The organism is Mameliella sp. LZ-28 (assembly GCF_012274245.1).
GTDB classification, from domain to species: Bacteria; Pseudomonadota; Alphaproteobacteria; order Rhodobacterales; family Rhodobacteraceae; genus Antarctobacter; species Antarctobacter albus.
On sequence record NZ_JAANYX010000001.1, the window covers coordinates 37655 to 56387 of the forward strand.

General features: G+C 65.4%; 17 protein-coding genes. 7 read left to right on the forward strand and 10 right to left on the reverse strand.

All coding sequences use genetic code 11. From position 1 onward, the window contains the following. Window positions 1–14 precede the first annotated feature (14 nt). The gene (locus tag G9Q80_RS00165; protein ID WP_088714047.1) at window positions 15–1688 is read left to right on the forward strand and encodes a sulfatase-like hydrolase/transferase; all 1674 of its coding nucleotides are present in this window, start codon (window positions 15–17) and stop codon (window positions 1686–1688) included. A gap of 215 nt (window positions 1689–1903) precedes the next feature. Then, window positions 1904–2728 (forward strand): nitrilase-related carbon-nitrogen hydrolase, encoded by an 825-nt coding sequence (locus G9Q80_RS00170; RefSeq protein WP_157903771.1) that lies wholly within the window; start codon window positions 1904–1906, stop codon window positions 2726–2728. Here G9Q80_RS00170 and G9Q80_RS00175 read toward each other — a convergent pair. From G9Q80_RS00175 to cydD, 8 genes are all read right to left on the reverse strand, one after another. Further along, entirely contained in the window at window positions 2680–3039 is a 360-nt protein-coding gene (locus tag G9Q80_RS00175) for a DUF5368 domain-containing protein (protein WP_088714045.1), read from the reverse strand. The two genes, G9Q80_RS00170 and G9Q80_RS00175, sit on opposite strands and share 49 nt — an antisense overlap. A 12-nt stretch (window positions 3040–3051) precedes the next feature. Continuing rightward, complete coding sequence (locus G9Q80_RS00180) at window positions 3052–4371, reverse strand: NAD(P)/FAD-dependent oxidoreductase (protein WP_088714044.1); 1320 nt, start codon at window positions 4369–4371, stop codon at window positions 3052–3054. Between the two features lie 164 nt (window positions 4372–4535). After that, entirely contained in the window at window positions 4536–4976 is a 441-nt protein-coding gene (locus G9Q80_RS00185) for a DsrE family protein (RefSeq protein WP_088714043.1), read from the reverse strand. Window positions 4977–5080: 104 nt separating this feature from the next. Further along, the gene (gene cydX / locus G9Q80_RS00190) at window positions 5081–5218 is read right to left on the reverse strand and encodes a cytochrome bd-I oxidase subunit CydX (RefSeq protein WP_043143396.1); all 138 of its coding nucleotides are present in this window, start codon (window positions 5216–5218) and stop codon (window positions 5081–5083) included. Between the two features lie 12 nt (window positions 5219–5230). Continuing rightward, a complete protein-coding gene (cydB, locus tag G9Q80_RS00195; protein ID WP_088714042.1) occupies window positions 5231–6394 on the reverse strand; it encodes a cytochrome d ubiquinol oxidase subunit II in 1164 nt (387 codons plus the stop codon). A gap of 5 nt (window positions 6395–6399) precedes the next feature. Further along, window positions 6400–8010: a cytochrome ubiquinol oxidase subunit I gene (locus tag G9Q80_RS00200; RefSeq protein ID WP_088714041.1), complete on the reverse strand. Its 1611-nt coding sequence runs from the start codon at window positions 8008–8010 to the stop codon at window positions 6400–6402. Window positions 8011–8166: 156 nt separating this feature from the next. Next, window positions 8167–9813: a thiol reductant ABC exporter subunit CydC gene (gene cydC / locus G9Q80_RS00205; RefSeq protein WP_088714040.1), complete on the reverse strand. Its 1647-nt coding sequence runs from the start codon at window positions 9811–9813 to the stop codon at window positions 8167–8169. Further along, the gene (gene cydD / locus G9Q80_RS00210) at window positions 9810–11438 is read right to left on the reverse strand and encodes a thiol reductant ABC exporter subunit CydD (protein WP_088714039.1); all 1629 of its coding nucleotides are present in this window, start codon (window positions 11436–11438) and stop codon (window positions 9810–9812) included. The genes cydC and cydD overlap by 4 nt, the downstream gene beginning before the upstream one ends. Before the next feature lie 123 nt (window positions 11439–11561). Here cydD and G9Q80_RS00215 point away from each other — a divergent pair, with 123 nt between their 5' ends. Then, on the forward strand, window positions 11562–12035 hold the full coding sequence (locus tag G9Q80_RS00215) for an RrF2 family transcriptional regulator (protein ID WP_069208808.1): 474 nt from the start codon (window positions 11562–11564) through the stop codon (window positions 12033–12035). A 36-nt stretch (window positions 12036–12071) separates the two neighbouring features. Here G9Q80_RS00215 and G9Q80_RS00220 read toward each other — a convergent pair whose 3' ends face one another. Next, on the reverse strand, window positions 12072–12554 hold the full coding sequence (locus G9Q80_RS00220) for a MarR family winged helix-turn-helix transcriptional regulator (protein WP_043143744.1): 483 nt from the start codon (window positions 12552–12554) through the stop codon (window positions 12072–12074). A 211-nt stretch (window positions 12555–12765) separates the two neighbouring features. Between G9Q80_RS00220 and ectA the strand changes: the two genes are divergently transcribed. From ectA to G9Q80_RS00240, 4 genes are read left to right on the forward strand one after another with little or no spacing between them, the layout of a single operon-like run. Next, window positions 12766–13296, forward strand: a complete 531-nt coding sequence (gene ectA, locus G9Q80_RS00225; protein ID WP_069208809.1) for a diaminobutyrate acetyltransferase — start codon at window positions 12766–12768, stop codon at window positions 13294–13296. A gap of 47 nt (window positions 13297–13343) precedes the next feature. Beyond that, complete coding sequence (gene ectB, locus G9Q80_RS00230) at window positions 13344–14630, forward strand: diaminobutyrate--2-oxoglutarate transaminase (RefSeq protein WP_168246315.1); 1287 nt, start codon at window positions 13344–13346, stop codon at window positions 14628–14630. A 5-nt stretch (window positions 14631–14635) separates the two neighbouring features. Next, a complete protein-coding gene (locus G9Q80_RS00235) occupies window positions 14636–15037 on the forward strand; it encodes an ectoine synthase (protein ID WP_043143407.1) in 402 nt (133 codons plus the stop codon). Window positions 15038–15041: 4 nt separating this feature from the next. Then, window positions 15042–16475 (forward strand): aspartate kinase, encoded by a 1434-nt coding sequence (locus G9Q80_RS00240; RefSeq protein WP_069208811.1) that lies wholly within the window; start codon window positions 15042–15044, stop codon window positions 16473–16475. A 106-nt stretch (window positions 16476–16581) separates the two neighbouring features. On the opposite strand, the gene G9Q80_RS00245 is transcribed toward G9Q80_RS00240, so the two are convergent. Continuing rightward, entirely contained in the window at window positions 16582–18714 is a 2133-nt protein-coding gene (locus tag G9Q80_RS00245; protein WP_198549950.1) for a peroxidase family protein, read from the reverse strand. Window positions 18715–18733 lie beyond the last annotated feature (19 nt).

Genomic DNA, 18733 nt, shown 5'->3' on the forward strand with positions numbered 1-18733 from the left:
CGGAGGTGGTAATCATGGCCAAGCCCAGGAACATCCTGTTCATCATGTTCGACCAGCTGCGCTGGGACTACCTGGGCTGCTACGGTCACAGGACGCTGAAAACCCCCAATATCGACCGTCTGGCCGCGCGCGGGGTGCGCTTCGACCGGGCCTATATCCAGTCACCGATCTGCGGGTCTTCCCGGATGTCCACCTATACCGGGCGCTACGTCCACAGCCACGGGGCCAGCTGGAACGGCATTCCGCTCAAGGTTGGCGAGTTGACCCTGGGCGATCACCTGCGCAAGCTGGGCATGTCCTGCAACCTTGTGGGCAAGACCCACATGCGCGCCGATGCCGAGGGCATGGCCCGGCTGGGTCTTGAACCCGACAGCCTGATCGGGGCGCGGGTGGCAGAATGCGGTTTCGACGTCTTCGAACGGGATGACGGCATGCTGCCGGAGGGGCCGGATGGGGCCTATGATCCGGACGGGGCCAGGGAGTACAACAAGTACCTGCGCGCCAGGGGCTATGAGAGCGACAACCCCTGGCATGACTTTGCCAATTCGGGGCTGGATGACGCCGGCAACGTCCTGTCGGGCTGGTTCCTGAAGAACGCCCGCGAGGCTGCCAACATCGCCGAGGAGGACAGCGAAACCCCCTACCTGACCGGGCGTGGCATGGCCTTCATGGAGCAGGCGACGGCGCCGTGGTGCTGTCACCTGAGCTTTATCAAGCCGCACTGGCCCTACATCGTGCCCGAACCCTATGCCAGCATGTACGGCCCCGACGACGTGCAGGAGGTCATCCGGTCTGACGGGGAACGGCAGGACACGCACCCGGTGCTGCGCGCCTTCATGGACACCCGTGTGGGCGAGGCGTTCTCGCGCGCGGAGGTGCGAGAGGCGGTCATTCCGGCCTACATGGGGCTTATCAAGCAGGCCGACGACCAGATGGGGCGGCTGTTCGACTGGATGGAGCGCACCGGGCGGATGGAGGACACGCTGATCGTGCTGACCTCGGACCACGGTGATTTCCTGGGCGACCACTGGATGGGGGAAAAGACCTTCTTCCACGACACCTCGACCCGGGTGCCGCTGATCGTCTACGACCCTTCGCCAGAGGCGGACGCCACGCGCGGCACGGTCTGCGACGCGCTGGTGGAAAGCATCGACCTTGCGCCCACCTTCGTCGAGGTCGCGGGCGGTGAGCCGCCCGCGCATATCCTGGAGGGCGAAAGCCTTGTGCCGATCCTGCACGGTGAACGGACCGGCACGCTGCGCGACTACGCGATCTGCGAATACGACTATTCCGGTTCGCCCGTGGCGGCGAAGATGCGGGCGCCGGTGCGCGATGCGGTCATGTTCTGCGTGATCGACAGGCGGTACAAGCTGATCCATTGCGAAGGCGGCTATCGGCCCTTGCTCTTCGACCTGCAGGAGGACCCGCAAGAACTGGTCGACCTGGGCGCCAGTGCCGAGCACGCCGGGGTGATCGAGGACATGTACGACAAGCTGTTCGCCTGGACGCGGCGTCCCTCGCAGCGCACCACGCGGTCAGAGGCGCAGTTGATGGAGATGCGGCAGAAATCCGGGCGGCGCGGCGTCGTCCTGGGGGTCTACTACGAGAACGACGTCCCGCTGGAACTGACGGTGCGCTACCGGGGCCGCAAGGCACCGGACATGAAGCGCGGGCCGAAAGGGGGGTAAGGCCGGGCAAACCGGCCATACCTGTCCCGCGGCGACCGGAGATGTCGTTGCCGCGATACAATGCCGTGACCTGGCGGGCAGACGGGTGTCGTGACCGAGACCGCTGGGGAAGTTTGGCCGATGAACCATTGTGTGCAAGAGGCGGGAAAGCCGTCGGGGCAGGGGGCCGTCATCTGCGCTGGCGACTGCGCCGAGGCTCTGCCCGGGGCAGGGACATGAGGCTGGCCCTCGCCCAGGCACCGGGAGAGCTTTCCACGGTCGTGGCGCGGCTGGACCGGCTGCGCGTGGCGCTGCCCGGAATCGCCGCTGACGGGGCCGATCGTGGGCTGCTGCCTGAACTCTTTGCCTGCGGATACAATATCGGCGATGCAGTGCACGAGCGTGCGGAACCGGCCAATGGCAGGATCTTTGGCGCAATGCGGGACCTTTCCCGCGAGGCTGGCGTGGCGATCCACTACGGCTTTGCCGAGGCGGCAGACGGGGGGCCACAACTCGGTGCTTTGTGTCTCTCCGCAAGGAGCGGTCCTGACCCGCCAACGCAAACTGGCGATCCCGCCGGGGTTCGAGAGGCGCTACTACACGCCGGGACAGAGATGCCAGTTTTCCGCTGGAGGGGTGTCACCTGCGCGACGCTGATCTGCTACGACGCCGAGTTTCCCGAAACCCTGCGTCATGTCGCGACAGAGGGAGCGCAACTGGTGCTTGTGCCCACGGCGCTGGGTGCGCAATGGCTGGTGGTGGCCCAGAACCTGATCCCCACACGCGTCTTTGAAAACGGGGTCTACGTGGTCTATGCCAACAGCGCGGGGACAGAGAACGGCCTGGCGTTCCTCGGGGCAAGCTGCATCGTCGCTCCGGATGGCACCGCCGCCGCACGGGCCGGCGCGGCGGCAGAGATCCTGATGGCCGATCTCGACATCGGCCGGGTGCATGCCGCGCAATCGCGGCTGCGCTACCTGGACGACCGGCGGTCATTGCGGTTGGACGGGGATCAGTCGGACTCGATCCGGGGGCGGACGACAAGGGATTGCAACGTGTAGACGAGGATCGCCAGCCCGATCGCCCCGGCCACGGCGATCCCCAGCAACAGGATCACGTCCACCGGCCCGCCGATGTTGGACAGGTGCGAATGGGTCATGCGCAGCACGAACCAGTCGGCTGCCACCGCGCCCAGTGGCATCGACAACTGCGCCAGCAGGAATTTGCGCCAGCTGATGCTACGGTCGCGGATCAGGACGTAGAGATAGGCCAGCGTCACCAGCACGGCCACCACGACCATGCCCCAGAACAGCCCCTTGCCAAAGATTTCTTCGAAGACGGCGAGGATGGTGCCGAATGTCAGGTCTTTCATGGGTCTTTCTCCTCAGGCCCGGCCACGCAGCATGGCGTTGTAGGTGGCCTTGAGGGCGACCTCCTTCATCAGCCAGCTGATCCAGAGCTCTTCCAGCGGCGCGATCACGCCGGGGAAGGAGGGCATCAGGTTGTTGTTGTAGTCGAACTCGACCAGCATGGCGCGGCCGACGCGGGTGATCATCGGGCAGGAGGTGTAACCGTTGTAAGCCTCAACCGTCTCGCGGCCCTCGATGGCGGCGATCAGCCCGTCCTCGACCACTGGCACCTGCCATTTGACGCTGGCGGCCGTCTTGCCCTTGGGCACGCCGGCGACGTCGCCAAGTGCCCAGATGTTGTCGAAGCGCAGGTGCCGCAGGCTGGCCATGTCGCACTCGACCCAGCCCTGATCCGTCCACTTGTCGGCCCATGACAGGCCCGACTGGCGGATCACCTCCGGCGCGCGCTGCGGCGGGATGACGTGGATATAGTCGTATTCCATCTGCACATCGGCGCCCGTGGCATCGGCAAAGGTGGCCCGCTTTGCGCCGGGATCAATGGATTTCAATGTGTGCTGCATCGCCGTGTCGATGCCCCGGTCGCCGAACAGCATCCGCACCTTTTCCGCCACGATGGGCACGCCGAACAGCGATCCCTGCGGTGCGGCATAGAGGAACTGTGCCTTGCCGCGCGTGCCACTGGTGCGGGCGATGTCGTCGATCAGGAAAGTGTGTTTGAGCGGTGCCCCGGCGCATTTCATCTCTGTCGCCGGGCGGGTGAAGATCCCCAGGCCGCCGGTTTCGGTGAACCGTTGCGCGGCCTTCCAGGTGGCGGCGGCATATTGCGGCCCGGCATATAGCGCGCCGATGCCGTTTTCGCCCACCATGTCCAGCGAGAATCCCTCGATGGCGTCATGATCCAGGACCAACCCGGGTGCCACGACCAGAAAGTCATAGGACAGCGAGGTGCCGCCCGTCGTGGTCACGGTGCGGGTCTCGGGATCGATTCCGGCGGCGGCCTCGGGAACCAGCGTCACGCCGCGCGGCAGCCAGTCGACCGTCTTCGAGACGACGTAGCCCGAGGGTTTGAGACCGGCGGCCACAAGCGACAGGCCGGGCTGGTACAGGTGGTCGGCGCGCGGGTCGACAAGGGTGATCCGGGCACCGTCCAGCCGCCGCACCAGGCGGTTGGCCAGAGCCGTGCCGCCGGCGCCCGCGCCGATGATGACGATCTTTGCTTTGGTGGCGGTCTGGGCCTGCGCCCGCTCGGCGGTGCCCGCCGTGGCCAAGGCACCCGCCCCGGCGGCCAGCGTAAGGAACCCCCGGCGCGAGGGCTTGAAAGGTGATTCTGTCATGTAGCTCCTCCGAGACATGTGCGGGATTTTGAATACAATGGCATGCCGTGACATTGACTCAGGTCAAGAAAGCTGAATGTGTGAGGCGGGTTTTCGCGGGCAATCCGGTCATGAAAACGGGTCCGAACGGCAGGGGCCGGACCCGACCAGTGCAGGGCGCGGGCTCAGTAGCTGGCCACGCGGGCATTGGGCGCCATGATCGCGGCGGCCATCGTGCCGGGGTCGGCCACGGTCACGCCGTCCAGCAGAACCTCGGCGGTTGCGCCCTTGCCGGGCAGGTAGATGGCGCAGACTTCGACCTTGGTGTTCGGCTTGGCCATGACCATCTGCATCAGCCCCTGGGGCGACATGCCCTTGGGCGGCTGTGCTGCGGTGGCGCTGTCGGGTGCGTCCTTCAGCGCGATGTCCGCGGCCGGACCGCAGAGCAGGACATGGGCGGATTTGCCCTGACCCAGGGCCTGCATGGTCAGCACCATCGCCATCAGCTGGGTCTGGGGCTCGGGCGCGGTCAGCACGGTGACCAGCGTATCGGGTGCCTCCTGGGCGGCAGCAGGCAAGCCGAGGGTGGCAACGGCCAGCATGGCCGCAGTGAAAAGGGTCTTCATGAGACCTCCTGTCGGGTTTGGTAGAGTGGGGACCGGGGCAGGCCGGGTTGACCCGCCCCGGTGGGGAAATCCGCCGCCGGGACGAGTGACGGCGGATGTCTGGATCAGTGGTCGTGGTCACCCACGGGGCAGTCGCCCTCTTCGGTGAAACAGGCATCGGTGCGCAATTCCAGCCACATCGCGTTCAACACGGCGAAGGCGGCGGCCAAAGGCAGGCCGAGAAGCCAGGCGAAATACCACATGTGTTTTCTCCTTCAGTAGACGGTGTCGGAATTGCCGGTGACGTCATCTTCGCTGACCTTGCCCCAGAGCACCCTGTAGACCCAGGCGGTGTACATGAGGATCAGCGGCATGAAGATCGCGGTGACCACCAGCATGATGAACAGCGTCTGGTGCGAGCTGGAGGCATCCCAGACCGTCAGCGAACTGTTCGGGTCCACGGTCGACGGCAGGATGAAGGGGAACATGGTCAGCCCGACAGAGGCGATGATCCCGGTGATCCCCAGCTTGGACCAGAGCAGGGTCGTGACCTCGCGGCCCGACACCAGCCCGCGCAGGGTCAGGGCGATGCCGAGAAAGCCCATGAGTGGGGCAACCGCGATCCAGGGGCGTTCGGCATAGGCGGACAGCCAGCTGCCGCCATGCGTGACCTCTGAATAGAGCGGGTTGGACGGGCCGTTGGGTGTGACCTCGTTTGCAAAGGCAAAGCCGTCGATCCCCAGGGCCAGCCAGAGCCCCGCCAGCGCATAGCCCCCGGCCGCGACCATTCCGGCGATCACGCCGAACCGACGCGCGCGGGCGGCCACCAGCCCCTGGGTCTTGAGGTTCAGCCAGGCCGCGCCATGCATGAGCAGCATCGAGATCGAGACCACGCCCGCCAGCAGCGCGAAGGGACGCAGGAGGCCCAGGAACTTGACCGCGAAATTGCCGTCATACATCGGCATCAGGTCCTCGGTCAGGTGAAAGGGCACACCCAAGAGCACGTTGCCCACGGCCACGCCGAACAGCAGGGCGGGCACGGCACCACCGGCGAAGAGGGCCCAGTCCCAGCGCGCGCGCCAGGCCGCACCGTCGCGCTTGGAGCGGTACTTGAAGGCCACGGGCCGGACAATCAGCGCCGCCAGCACGACGAACATCGCCAGGTAGAAGCCCGAGAAGGAGACCGCGTAGAGCGGTGGCCAGGCGGCAAAGATCGCGCCGCCGCCCAGAATGAACCAGACCTGGTTGCCTTCCCAGACCGGACCCACGGTGTTGATGACAACGCGCCGTTCCACATCCGTTTTCGCCACGAAGGGCAGCAGCGCGCCGACCCCCATGTCGAAGCCGTCGGTCAGGGCAAAGCCGATCAGCAATATGCCCAGCAGCGCCCACCAGATCACGCGCAGCGTGTCGAAGTCGATCATCTCGAACAGGATCATGTCTTTCACTCCGCCGGATTTGCAAAGGGACCCTGGCCGTCATGCGTGCGCAGACGGTGGATATGACGTTCCTGCCAGGCCTCGGTTTCGGCCACGTCCTGGAACGGACCCTTGCGGATGTATTTCACCATCAGGCTCATCTCGATCACGAAGAGCACCGTGTAGAAGATCACGAAGCCTGCGAGCGAGATCAGCAGGTCGGCCACGCTCAGGTGACTGACCGAGAGCGCCGTCGGCAGCACCCCGTCCACGGTCCAGGGCTGGCGGCCGAACTCGGCCACGAACCAGCCCAGCTCTGCCGCGATCCAGGGTGTCGGGATGATGGCGACAGCGGCATAAAGCGACCAGCGCGGGAACTGCATCCGCCGGAAAGAGGCCCGGTAGAAGAAATACAGCATCACCGCGATAAAGCTGAAGCCAAGCGCCACCATGATCCGGAAGGCCCAGAACAGGGGGGCGACGCCGGGGATCGTGTCATTTGCGGCCTGCCTGATCTGCGCCTCTGTCGCCTCGCGGGGATCGTCGACATAGCGTTTCAGGAGCAGGGCAAAGCCCAGGTTCTCGGAATGCGCCTCGAAGGTGGCGCGCAGCTCTGGCGAGGTCGCGTCGCGTTCCGCGCGGATGGTCATCAGCGCGTCATAGGCGATCAGGCCGTCGCGGATGCGCAGCTCGGCCTCGTCCACCAGGTCGTTGATGCCGGGGATCTCCTGCGTCAGGCTGCGGGTGCCGATCAGGCCCATGACCCAGGGGATTTCCACCGCGTAATGGGTCTCGCGCGCCTCCTTGTCGGGAAATCCGATGGCGGTGAAGGGGGCGGGCGCCTCATGTGTCTCCCACATCGCCTCGATGGCGGCGAGCTTCATCTTTTGTGTGTGGCTGGCGGAATAGCCGGATTCGTCCCCCAGCACGACGACAGACAGCGCCGATGCCAGGCCGAAGGCCGAGGCCACGGCGATCGACCGACGGGCGAGGTCCTTGTGCCTCTCCTGCAGCAGGTAGAGCGCCGAGACGCCCAGCACGAAAACGCTGGCCGTGACATAGCCCGCGCTGACGGTGTGGACGAATTTCGCCTGTGCCACCTCGTTGAAGACCACGTCGAAGAAGGAGGTCATCTCCATCCGCATGGTCTCGGGGTTGAAGGCGGCACCGACCGGGTTCTGCATCCAACCGTTGGCGATCAGGATCCAGAGCGCGGAGAAATTCGAACCGATGGCCACCAGCCAGGCGACAACCATGTGCTGCACCTTGCTGAGCTTGTCCCAGCCGAAGAAGAACAGCCCGACGAATGTCGCCTCCAGGAAGAAGGCCATGAGCCCCTCGATCGCCAGCGGCGCGCCGAAGATGTCGCCGACGTAGTGGCTGTAGTAGCTCCAGTTCATGCCGAACTGGAATTCCATCGTGATGCCGGTTGCGACGCCGAGGGCAAAGTTGATCCCGAACAGCATGCCCCAGAATTTCGTCATTTGCCGCCAGATGGGGCGGTTCGTCATGACGTAGACGGTCTCCATGATCGCGACGAGGATCGACAGGCCCAGCGTCAGCGGTACGAAGAGAAAGTGATACATGGCCGTCATCGCAAATTGCAGGCGCGACAGCTCGACCAGTCCGATCTCCATGATTGGGCTCCCTTGAGCTTTGCTGATAATTCCGCATCCAAGACACGGATTATCGGCAGTTATATTCCTGATGTGCTATGTGTTGTTGATCTGGATCAAAAGTCGTATCACAAAAGCGGAATAAATTCGAGGGAGCGCCGAGTACAAGAAACTGCCTCAGGTTGTTGCGGTCAGCGGCACAAGGCGGTCTGCCTGATCGGTCTCTTCCGGGCGGTGCGCTGCCATCAGGATCGCCGTCCGGGGCAGGGCCCTGCGCAGGCCGGTCAGGACGGCGCGTGCCGTGGCACTGTCCAGCCCCTCGGTCGGTTCATCCAGCAGCAAGAGCGCGGGGCGCCGCAACAGCGCGCGGGCCAGGACCAGCCGTCGGGCCTCGCCCCCGGACAGGCCGGCGCCACGAAAGCCCAGCCTTGTTTCCAGCCCGGCCCGGTCGGCCAGGGTCCGGTCCAGGTGGACCGCCTTCAGGGCCTGCCAAAGCGCATCCTCCGTTGCCTCTGGTGCGGCAAGACGCAGGTTCTCTGCCACCGTGCCCGCGATCAGCGCATGGCGCTGTGGCACCATCGCGATATGTTGGTGCAGGATCTCGTCGGGCAGGTCGATGACGGGATGCCCGCCAAATGTCACGCGGCCCATGTCGGGGGTCAGTTGCCCGGCGGCCATCAGCAGAAGGGTGCTCTTGCCACCGCCGCTGGGGCCGGTCAGGGCCAGTGTCTCTCCGGGGCCAAGCAGCAGGTCGAGGGGGGCAAACAGCGGGGCGCCGTCGCCGCGCCGATAGGTAACCTGTTCCAGGCGCAGGATCGGGGTGTCGGGCGTGGCGCGGCGCCTGTCCGCTGGCGGCGCGGCCAGGGCCGGGGCGACGCGGCGGGCGGCGGGGATCATGCGCCCGATCTCTGTCAGGGCACGGCGCACCGGGGCGACGGTTTCCCCCAGCGCCAGCGCGACGAAGATGCCAATGGCGGCCTCGGCGGGGGTGATGGTTCCGGCCTGAGCCAGCGAGGCGCCCATCCCCAGTGCCAGCGCGGTGATGCCCGCGCCGGTCAGGTCCAGTCCCAGACCCATGCGCCGTTCCAGCCCGTCCAGCCTGTCCTGTGCCGTGGCATGGCGGGAGATGGCCTCGGCCACATGAGCGCGCGCGGCCTGAAGCTGGCCAAAGACGGTCAGGTCCTCGCGCGCGGTGACAAGGTCGATCATCCGGCTGCGCGTGGCCTGCATCGCGGCCTCGGCCCGGCGTGAGGACCTGCGCGCAAGCCTTTGCCCCACAAGGAAAACCAGGCTGGGCAGGATGGCATAGCTCAACCCGACCACCAGCGCGACCGCAGGATGCACCAGGACCCACAGTGCCAGCGCGGCCAGCGTGATGACCGCCATGCCTGCCAATCCCGGCAGCAGCAGGCGCAGCGCCACGCCGTCCAGCGCGTCGATATCCGCCGTCACCCGGTTGAGAAAGGCATTGGCGCGCAACCGTTCCAGCGCGCGATAGGGGCTGGTCAGCAATCCCTGCAACAGACGGACCCGCAGGCGGGACAGCGCGCGTAGGGTGGCGTCATGGGTCGCCAGCCGCTCGCCATAGCGCGCCGCCGTCCGCCCCAGCGCCAGGAAACGCACCATCGCCGAGGGGCCGAAGACGTTGAACACCGCACCGACCCCGGCCAGGCCTGCCGCCGCCGCGGCGGTGATGAACCAGCCCGAGAGGCCCAGCAGGGCCACCCCCATCAAGAGCACCGTCACCGCCAGCGCAAAGCCGCGCAGGAAAGCGCGGCGCTCGCCTTGCAGCAGCAGGCGGGTGATGCGGAAGAGTGCCTTCATGTCCCGGCCTCCAGCACCAGGTTGCGCGCCATGCGCGAGGAGAGGCGCGGGTCATGGGTGGCCACGATCAGCGTGCCGCCCCGCGCGACAAAACCCAACAACCCCTCGATCACGTCCCCGGCGGTTTCTGCGTCGAGATCGGCGGTGGGTTCGTCGGCCAGCAGCACGTCCGGCGCCCCGTGCAGCGCCCGGGCCAGCATGACACGCCGCGCCTCTCCGCCCGAAAGGCCCGCGCCGCGTTCGCCCAGGGGCGTCAGCGTGCCTCGGGGCAGGGCAGCGAGGACGATGCCCAGCCGGGCACGGTCCAGCGTGTCCGGGTCCAGCGGGGCGCCGAAGGCGATGTTGTGGCGCAATGAGCGGTTGAGGAAATGCGGGGCCTGCGGCATCCAGCCGATGAGCGACCGCCAGGCATCGGCGGTATCGTCTGTCAGCGCGGTCTTGCCAAAGTGGATCGCCCCTGTATCCGGCGCCTCCAACCCGGCGAGCAGGCGCAAAAGCGTAGTCTTGCCCACGCCGCTGGGGCCGGTGATGGCGACACTCTCGCCCGGACCTATGGCCATGTCGGGCCAGGACAGCACGCGGCCCTCGCGGGTCAGGGACAGGCCCTGCCAGAGCAGCCCGGCGAACCGGGGGGCAGTGTCATGCACTCCGCGCCCCAGCCTCTGCGGGCGGGTTTCCTCGCGCCAGTGGACCAGCTCATCCTTGACGGCATCGGCGGCGGCCTTGTCGTGCCATGCGGCGGCAAGATCCCGCAAGGGTTGGAAAAACTCGGGCGCCAGCAGCAGCAGGTAGATCCCCGCGAAGGGCGCCAGAGGGGCGTCCCAGGTGCCCCAGGACAGCTCTCCCAGCAGGGAAAACCCGACCCAGACCGCGATCATGGCGACGCCGAGGGCCGAAAACAGTTCCAGCACGGTAGAGGACAGGAAGGCGATCCGCAGCACCGCCATCGTCCGATGGCGCAATCCCTCGGAGGCCTCGGCGAACCCATCTACCACGGCGTCGCCGGCTCCGATCAGGCGCAGGTCGGAGAGGGCAGCCAGCCGGTCGGCCAAGAGGTCGCTCAGGGCGCCGATCTCTCCCATCTGGCGGGCACTGGCCTCTTTCGCGGCCCAGCCGACCAGTGCCATGAAAAGGGGGATCAGCGGGCCCGCCATCAGCAACACAAGTGCCACGGCCCAACTGTGCCAGGCGGCGATGCCCAGGATCAGCAGCGGCACGACGGTCGCGCGCAGGCGGGCAGGGCGATAGCGCAAGGCATAGGGGCGCAGTGCCTCCAGCTTTTCGGTGAGCAGGGCGGCAATGGCCCCGGCGCCGCCGCTGCGCGACGGCGCGGCAGCAGCGGTTTCGACCGTCAGGATCTCTGTCCTCAGGGCGTCAATCTGGGCCGAGGCCGCGCCTGACAACATGCCCTGCGCTGCCATGTCCAGTAACCCGCGCAGGCCCGCCAGGGCCAGGAATGCCAGTGCGGCCCAGAGCGGCGACAGCCCATCCGACCCGGTCAGCAGGTCGGCGAGCACGCGGGCGATCAGCACGGCCTGAACCGGCCAGACCAGCGCCGCGCCCAGCGAAAGCGCTGCGCCGATGCGGCTGGACCGCTCGGCCCTTGTCCTGGAATCCTGATTCATGCGCACGCATTTCGTACCGTTTCAGCCCGCCCTAGCGCATCAAAGAGGTGGAAGACCTGATCTGGATCAAGGAAATCCACATCACGGGTACGGAATAATGGGAAGGTAAGGACGAGAGACAAGATGCGCCTGACCATACGAACCAATCTTGCCGCGCGCGTGCTGATGTATTGCGCCGTCAACGCCAGCGAGCTGGTGCGGACCTCGGATATTGCGCGTGACTGCAACGCCTCTCTCAACCACGTGGCGCGGGTGGTGCAGCAATTGCAGGCCGAGGGCTTCATCGAGACGCTGCGCGGGCGCGCGGGCGGGCTGCGACTGGCGAAACCGGCGGACCGGATTTCGATCGGGGCGGTGTTCCGCCTGTTTGAGACCGACATCCCCTTTGCCGAGTGTTTCGATCCGGACAACAACACCTGTCCGCTGACCGGCGTCTGCCGGTTGCGCAACTATGTCATCCGCGCGCTCGAGGCGTTCTACCATGAACTGGACATGGTGACGCTGGATGACCTGGTGCGTGGAAACTGTGGGCTTGTCGACCTGCTGTCGGCGGGGCCGCAGCTGCCGGACAATTGTTCCCGGGCCGGCAGGGCCTGAGGGGGACCGGATCAGGGCCGGGCGTGTAATCGGCCCTCAGTGATCCAGCGTGCGCTTGAGCTCTCCGGTGTCGAGAACGGGCGAGGCGTCGAGATCCTCGGCGTCCAGCATTGCGGCAACCCGTTCCAGGCTGGAAACCAGCATGGATTGCTCCCAGTCCTCCATTGCGTCGAACTTGCGTACGAAGCGCTGTTGCAGTGGGTCGGGCGCCTCGTCGAGTGTCTGGCGGCCCTTGGGGGTGATGTGAATGTTGGTCTGGCGTCGATCCTGTTCGGATTTCTCACGGACGACCATGCCCTGGCGCACCAGCTTGTCCACCAGCGAGGTCACGGTGGCCTGCGACACGCGCATCCGGACAGAGATTTCCTTGGCGGTCGCGTGGCTGCGTTCAGAGATGATCTGAAGGACCCGGAACTGCACCGCCGTGATGCCGGATGTCTGTTTCAACTCGCGCCCGTAAAGCTCGGTCGCGCGCAGGATTCGGCGGATTGCGATCAGGCAGGTATCGACGCGGTCCATCAGTGTTCCATTGATTAGCATGACTAACGATATAGGTCTCTTACGGGGTATTCAAGGCAATAGTGCTTTGCCATCCTAAGCTAAATAAGGCCAGATCGGGCGGGCATGAGGCCATATTTGGCGGAAATTGGATAAAAATTGCTTTGCCAGTTGAAATGTCAGTGGCGGCACGCTATTTCGACATCCAAAGCAAACGAGGAGACTTCATCCTATGCAACATCCGCGCGATATCGCCCGTTCGTCCCTGCCCAGCCTGCGTGTACCCACCGCAGAAGACGGGGCGGCGATCTGGGAGCTGGTACGCTCGTGCAAGCCGCTCGACGAAAATTCGATGTACTGCAACCTGTTGCAGTGCGATCACTTCGCCGACACCTGCGTCGTTGCCGAACTGGATGGGGAGATCGTGGGCTGGGTTTCGGCCTACGTCCTGCCCAACGAGCCGGACACGCTGTTCGTCTGGCAGGTCGCCGTGTCCGACAAGGCGCGCGGCATGGGTCTTGGCGGGCTGATGCTTCAGACGATCCTGAACCGCGACGTCTGCGAGGACGTGACCCGCATGCAGACCACGATCACGGGTGACAATGACGCCTCCTGGGCGCTGTTCCGCAAGTTCGCGCGCCGCATGGGCCGCGGCCTGGACGTACAGCCCTACTACACGCAGTCGCTGCACTTCAACAAACGGCACAAGACCGAGAACCTCGTGACCATCAAGGTGGCCGAAGAGATGGCGCAGGCGGCCTGAGCCCCGCGCCCTTCGCCCACATTCCTCACACAGAACGAGAGCACATAATGTCTTCCCAGACCTTTCACCCGAGGATCTTCAAACGACGGGAGTCGGAGGCGCGCAGCTATTGCCGCAGCTTCGACACCGTCTTCACCACCGCGCTCGGCTCGGAAATGACCGACGCCGCGGGCCGGACCTACATCGACTTCCTGGCCGGCTGTTCCTCGCTGAACTACGGTCACAACGATCCCGACATGAAATGCGCGCTGATGAACCATCTGTCGCAGAATGGGATTGCGCATGGCCTGGACATGCACACCGGCGAGAAGGCGCGTTTCCTTGAGACCTTCGAGGAACTGATCCTCAAGCCGCGCGGCATGGACCACAAGGTCATGATGACCGGCCCGACCGGCACGAACGCGGTCGAGGCCGCGATCAAGCTGGCGCGCAAGGTGACCGGCCGGACCAACGTCATCGCCTTTACCAACGGGTTCCACGGCATGACGATGGGCGCTCTGGCCGCGACCGGCAATGCCGGCAAGCGGAACGGCGGCGGCACACCGCTGTCGGGCACCACGCATATGCCGTTCGAAGGCGCCTTTGGCGATGATGTCGACAGCCTCGACATCATCGAGCAGATGCTGGGCAACCCGTCTTCGGGCGTCGATGCACCGGCGGCCTTCATCATCGAACCCGTGCAGGGCGAGGGCGGCCTGAACGCCGCGTCGAAGGAGTTCATGCAGGGCATTGCACGCCTGGCCAAGGAACACGGCGCGCTGCTGATCGCCGATGACATCCAGGCGGGCTGTGGCCGGACCGGCACGTTCTTCTCCTTCGAGGAGATGGGCATCGAGCCGGACCTGATTCCGCTGGCCAAGTCGCTGAGCGGGATGGGCCTGCCCTTTGCCGCTCTGCTGATCAAGCCCGAGCTGGACATCTGGAAGCCCGCCGAACACAACGGCACCTTCCGCGGCAACACCCATGCCTTCGTGACCGCCCGGGTGGCTCTTGAAAAATTCTGGAGCGACGATGAATTCCAGAAGGACATCAAGCGCCGTGCCCAGACCGTGGAACACGGTCTGGAAACCATCGCCTCGATGATCCCGGACGCCAAGCTGAAGGGCCGCGGCATGATGCGCGGCGTGGACGTGGGGTCGGGTGACCTGGCGGCGGCGATCTGTGCCGAGGCGTTTGAAAACGGGCTGATCATCGAAACCTCGGGTGCCGAGGACGAAGTGGTCAAGGTCCTGGCCCCGCTGACCACACCGGACGAAACCCTCAAGGATGGTCTGAACATCCTGATCGACGCGGCGCGTTCCGTGCTGTCGACCCAGAAGATTGCAGCGGAGTAACAGTCATGATCGTCAGAGATTTCGAAGAGATCAGCAAGAACGAACCCGGGCGCGTCGTCTCCGATGCACAATGGACCAGCGTGCGCATGCTGCTGGCCGATGACGGCATGGGCTTTTCGTTCCATGTCACCATCCTCGAAGCCGGTTCGGAGCATACGTTCCACTACAAGAACCACTTCGAGAGCGTGTATTGCATGCAGGGCAAGGGGTCGATCACCGACCTCAAGACCGGCGAGACCCACCAGATCAAGCCGGGTACCATGTATGCGCTGAACGAGCACGACAAGCACACGCTGCGGGCCGAGGAAGAACTCTGGATGGCCTGCTGCTTCAATCCGCCGGTAACCGGCAAGGAAGTGCACCGCGAAGATGGATCCTATGCCGCCCCCGAGGAGGTGGAGGCCTAAACACATGACCCACACTGTTGAAAAGATCGGCGGGACAAGCATGTCCCGCCTCGCTGACCTGCGCGACACGCTGTTCCTCAAGGATGGCGAGGCGCGTTATGGTCGTGTCTTTGTCGTTTCGGCCTTTGGTGGCATCACCAACCTGTTGCTGGAACATAAGAAAACCGGCGAGGACGGCGTCTATGCGCGGTTCGCGAATGCCGAGGACGATCACGGCTGGCACGAGGCGCTGAGCCGCGTGAGCGACGCCATGATCGAGGCGCACGAGGCGGTGCTTGACCACCCCGGCGACATCGAGCAGGCGACCAACTTTGTCCAGGAGCGGATCGAGGGGGCACGCAACTGCCTGATCGACCTGCAGCGCCTGTGTTCCTACGGCCATTTCCGCCTGAACGCGCATCTGCTGCACATCCGCGAGCTGCTGTCCGGCCTCGGTGAGGCGCATTCGGCCCATGTGGCGGTTCTGCTTCTGCAACGTGCCGGCGTGAACGCGCGGCTGGTCGACCTGACCGGCTGGCGCGACGATGGCGAGGTGACGCTGCAGGAACGGCTGGACCGTGGCATGGAAGGGATCGACCCGGAAACCGAGATGCCCATCGTGACCGGCTATGCACAGTGCCGCGAAGGCCTGATGCGAGAGTTCGACCGCGGCTATTCCGAGGTGACCTTTTCCGAGCTTGCCGCCCAGACCGGCGCGCGCGAGGCGATCATCCACAAGGAATTCCACCTGTCGTCCGCCGATCCCAAGATCGTCGGCGAGGACAAGGTGCGCAAGTTGGGCCGGACCAACTACGACGTGGCCGACCAGATGGCGAACCTCGGGATGGAGGCGATCCACCCCTCGGCGGCCAAGACGCTGCGCCAGGCGAATGTGCCGTTGCGCGTCACCAACGCCTTCGATCCGGGCGATCCGGGCACGCTGATCGACGACCAGCCGGCAGAGACGCCGGGGGTCGAGATCGTGACCGGCCTCGACGTGATCGCGCTGGAGGTGTTCGAACAGGACATGGTGGGGGTGAAGGGCTATGACGCCTCGATCCTCGACGCGCTGACCCGCCACAACGTTCGCATCGTGTCGAAGGTTTCGAACGCCAACACGGTGACGCACTACGTCGACACCTCGTTGAAGTCGCTGCGCCGGGTCGAAGCCGACCTGGCCGAGCGGTATCCGCATGCCGAGATCAAAACGCGCAAGCTGTCGCTGGTCTCGGTCGTGGGCCGCGACCTCAGCGGTCTGTCGGTGCTGCAGCGCGGGCTGGAAAGCTTTGCCCAGGCGGGCATCTACTCGGTCGGCGCAAGCCAGGGGCCGCGCAACGTGGACACCCAGTACATCCTGGAACGGGACGATATGGCCAAGGCCATCAAGAGCCTGCACGACGCTTTTTTCGATGAGGAGAAAGCGGCGGGTGATAAGGCGAAGGTCGCGCTGGTCGCCTGAGGCACCAGACCGACCGACAATAGCGGCTGCGGACACGCGGCCCGACTGAAACAAAGGCCCGCCCTGCAAGGGGCGGGCTTTTTTGCTGGCCGTCGCCGAGGGCGGGTTACTCGCCCTGCCAGCCGGGGCGGGTCATGCCGATGAACGCCAGCGTCTCCGGCGCCTCGACGTTGCGCGCGATGATGTCGCGCAGCGATCCGCAGGCCCCGATCTGTTCCCAGCCGTAGCGGGTGAATGTGGGGTGTTCCATCTCCGGGTCATCGTCGAACCCGGGCGGCGGTGGAAAGACGTGTTCCGACAACAACGAGTTGGGCAGGGCCTGCGAAAAGGCATCCAGCGCGACGAAGGACAGGATGGTGCGGGGCAGGGGCGATCCGGGCACCCGGTCTTCGCAGAAGATCCCGGTGAAGAAATCGACCTCGTCGACCGAGCGGTAGGCGCGCGCCAACTGGGCGGCGACCGCGGGATCGCTGCTGATCTCGTCGAACGCCTTTGCCGGGGCCTGCCCGAGGTAGCCGCGGTAGCGGTTGTACGGGGCCAGTTCGCAGATCCGTCCCTGTCGGACCGAATCCCACTCGATGTTCAACAGGGTGTCGTTGGTATTGCGCGGGCCAAGGCGGGCGGCGGGCTGGGCGCTCATGTCCTCGAACCCGCGTTTCAGCCCGGTCTGGATCAGCGGCAGGTTGTTCATGAAATAGCTGCGGCCCACCGGGTGTTCCGTCCCGCCCCAGGTGATCGCATCGGGGATCAGCGCGTGCCAGCGATAGAGCAGGCTGAACTCCGTCGTGATCCAGTTGGGCTTGTTCCAGGGCGCGTGCCAGCAGACCGAGGGATCCGCCATGAGGTGCAGCGCGAAGGGCGCGATATGGTTGATGTAATCCTCGACCACGATCTTGATGAACTGCACGACGACCACGTTGCGCGCGTTCTCGAACACGCGGGTGTCGTCCCAGTCCGGGTGCCGGGCGCCGATCTCGTGCGCCAGGCGGTTGTGTTCCCGCAGGAAAAGCGTGTTCATCATCGACACCTGCGGCACCGAATTGACCCGGTCGCCCCCCACGGCAAACAGCGCGTCGCGAAAGGCGCGGGCGCCCGCGGCGGTGGCCGGATCGTCCGAGGCGCAGGATTTCAGCAGGTCGGTCAGGCCCAGCGGTGGGTCCAGCCCCTCGAATTCCGGCCGGATCTCTCCGTCGGCAAAGAGGAACTCGGGGAACTCCTCCCCTCCGATCCTCTGAGACCGCAGCATTCCCCGTTGGGCATGGTCCGGGTCGGGAACCCGCAGGAGGCGGGTCTGTTCCGGGGTGCGGCCATAGAGAGGGCAAAGGTCGATTTCATGGTTCGAGGTGTTGCGCTTGCGTCGCTCGGGGTCCGGGGTGTCGCCGCCGATGCTTTCGGGCACCGTGCGCAGGAAACCGTCGGTCAGGTACTGTGCGAAACTGGGAAAGAGGCAGGTGGATTTCGGGCACAGCACCTGTGTTCCGTCCGGGCGTTCGAAGAGCGGTTTCAGACCTGCCTCGCCCTTCCATCCCGGCAGGCTGTCCTGGTCGATTTCGCTGACGCCCAGGTGACGGCCCGCCCAGGTCCTGTCCGTCAGGCTGGACCAGGAGGTATAGGGCGCCATCGTCGAAAAGGGATGTGGACGCGGGCGCGCCTGCATCACGATCCGGTTGATCAGCAGGGCGTTCAGCTTGCGGTGCAGGAACGGCACCGCCTCCACCAGCCGCGCGACCCAGGGGCGTGTCAGCTGCGACAGGGCCAGTTCCGCGATGCGCGCCAGCAGGCCGTTGATCCGCGCCGCCAGCCATTCGGACCGTTTCATGCCGGGGTAGAATGGCAGGAAGACGGCGGAAAAGACGATATGCGGCAAGACGTGGTGCTGCCAGATGTCCTCGAGAATGAAGATGAACCAATAGCCGACCAGGAAATTCAGCGCCGTGAAGATCCACCAGCCGATGCGCAATTCGCGCCACATCAGCACGATGCCGAAAACGCCGCCCATGAAGATCGGCCCCAGCGTCCAGCGTTCCCAGTACTCCGGCACCCGGCAGAGCGCGCCAAGGATCGGGGTGCCCGGAAACAGCGAAACCCAGGGAGAAGGATAGCCAAAGAGGTTCAGCAGCCCGCGATAGAACATCATCGCCCCCACCAGCAGGCAGGTCAGCTGCAGGAAGGTGCGGCGCCAGACCGCCCAGTCGATGCGAAATCCCTTGTGCGGTGCCCCCGCCGAGGCCGTGCCCATAGCCGCGCCCCTTTCAATA

What these genes read in the sequence shown, in the direction of transcription:
- G9Q80_RS00215 (WP_069208808.1), top strand. Translation starts at nt 11,562, where the DNA reads ATGCGCCTGACCATACGAACCAATCTTGCCGCGCGCGTGCTGATGTAT.
- G9Q80_RS00175 (WP_088714045.1), bottom strand. Translation starts at nt 3,039, where the DNA reads ATGAAAGACCTGACATTCGGCACCATCCTCGCCGTCTTCGAAGAAATC.
- G9Q80_RS00200 (WP_088714041.1), bottom strand. Translation starts at nt 8,010, where the DNA reads ATGGAGATCGGACTGGTCGAGCTGTCGCGCCTGCAATTTGCGATGACG.
- ectB (WP_168246315.1), top strand. Translation starts at nt 13,344, where the DNA reads ATGTCTTCCCAGACCTTTCACCCGAGGATCTTCAAACGACGGGAGTCG.
- G9Q80_RS00165 (WP_088714047.1), top strand. Translation starts at nt 15, where the DNA reads ATGGCCAAGCCCAGGAACATCCTGTTCATCATGTTCGACCAGCTGCGC.
- G9Q80_RS00240 (WP_069208811.1), top strand. Translation starts at nt 15,042, where the DNA reads ATGACCCACACTGTTGAAAAGATCGGCGGGACAAGCATGTCCCGCCTC.
- cydB (WP_088714042.1), bottom strand. Translation starts at nt 6,394, where the DNA reads ATGATCCTGTTCGAGATGATCGACTTCGACACGCTGCGCGTGATCTGG.
- cydD (WP_088714039.1), bottom strand. Translation starts at nt 11,438, where the DNA reads ATGAATCAGGATTCCAGGACAAGGGCCGAGCGGTCCAGCCGCATCGGC.
- cydC (WP_088714040.1), bottom strand. Translation starts at nt 9,813, where the DNA reads ATGAAGGCACTCTTCCGCATCACCCGCCTGCTGCTGCAAGGCGAGCGC.
- G9Q80_RS00180 (WP_088714044.1), bottom strand. Translation starts at nt 4,371, where the DNA reads ATGACAGAATCACCTTTCAAGCCCTCGCGCCGGGGGTTCCTTACGCTG.
- ectA (WP_069208809.1), top strand. Translation starts at nt 12,766, where the DNA reads ATGCAACATCCGCGCGATATCGCCCGTTCGTCCCTGCCCAGCCTGCGT.
- cydX (WP_043143396.1), bottom strand. Translation starts at nt 5,218, where the DNA reads ATGTGGTATTTCGCCTGGCTTCTCGGCCTGCCTTTGGCCGCCGCCTTC.
- G9Q80_RS00245 (WP_198549950.1), bottom strand. Translation starts at nt 18,714, where the DNA reads ATGGGCACGGCCTCGGCGGGGGCACCGCACAAGGGATTTCGCATCGAC.
- G9Q80_RS00170 (WP_157903771.1), top strand. Translation starts at nt 1,904, where the DNA reads ATGAGGCTGGCCCTCGCCCAGGCACCGGGAGAGCTTTCCACGGTCGTG.
- G9Q80_RS00235 (WP_043143407.1), top strand. Translation starts at nt 14,636, where the DNA reads ATGATCGTCAGAGATTTCGAAGAGATCAGCAAGAACGAACCCGGGCGC.
- G9Q80_RS00220 (WP_043143744.1), bottom strand. Translation starts at nt 12,554, where the DNA reads ATGGACCGCGTCGATACCTGCCTGATCGCAATCCGCCGAATCCTGCGC.
- G9Q80_RS00185 (WP_088714043.1), bottom strand. Translation starts at nt 4,976, where the DNA reads ATGAAGACCCTTTTCACTGCGGCCATGCTGGCCGTTGCCACCCTCGGC.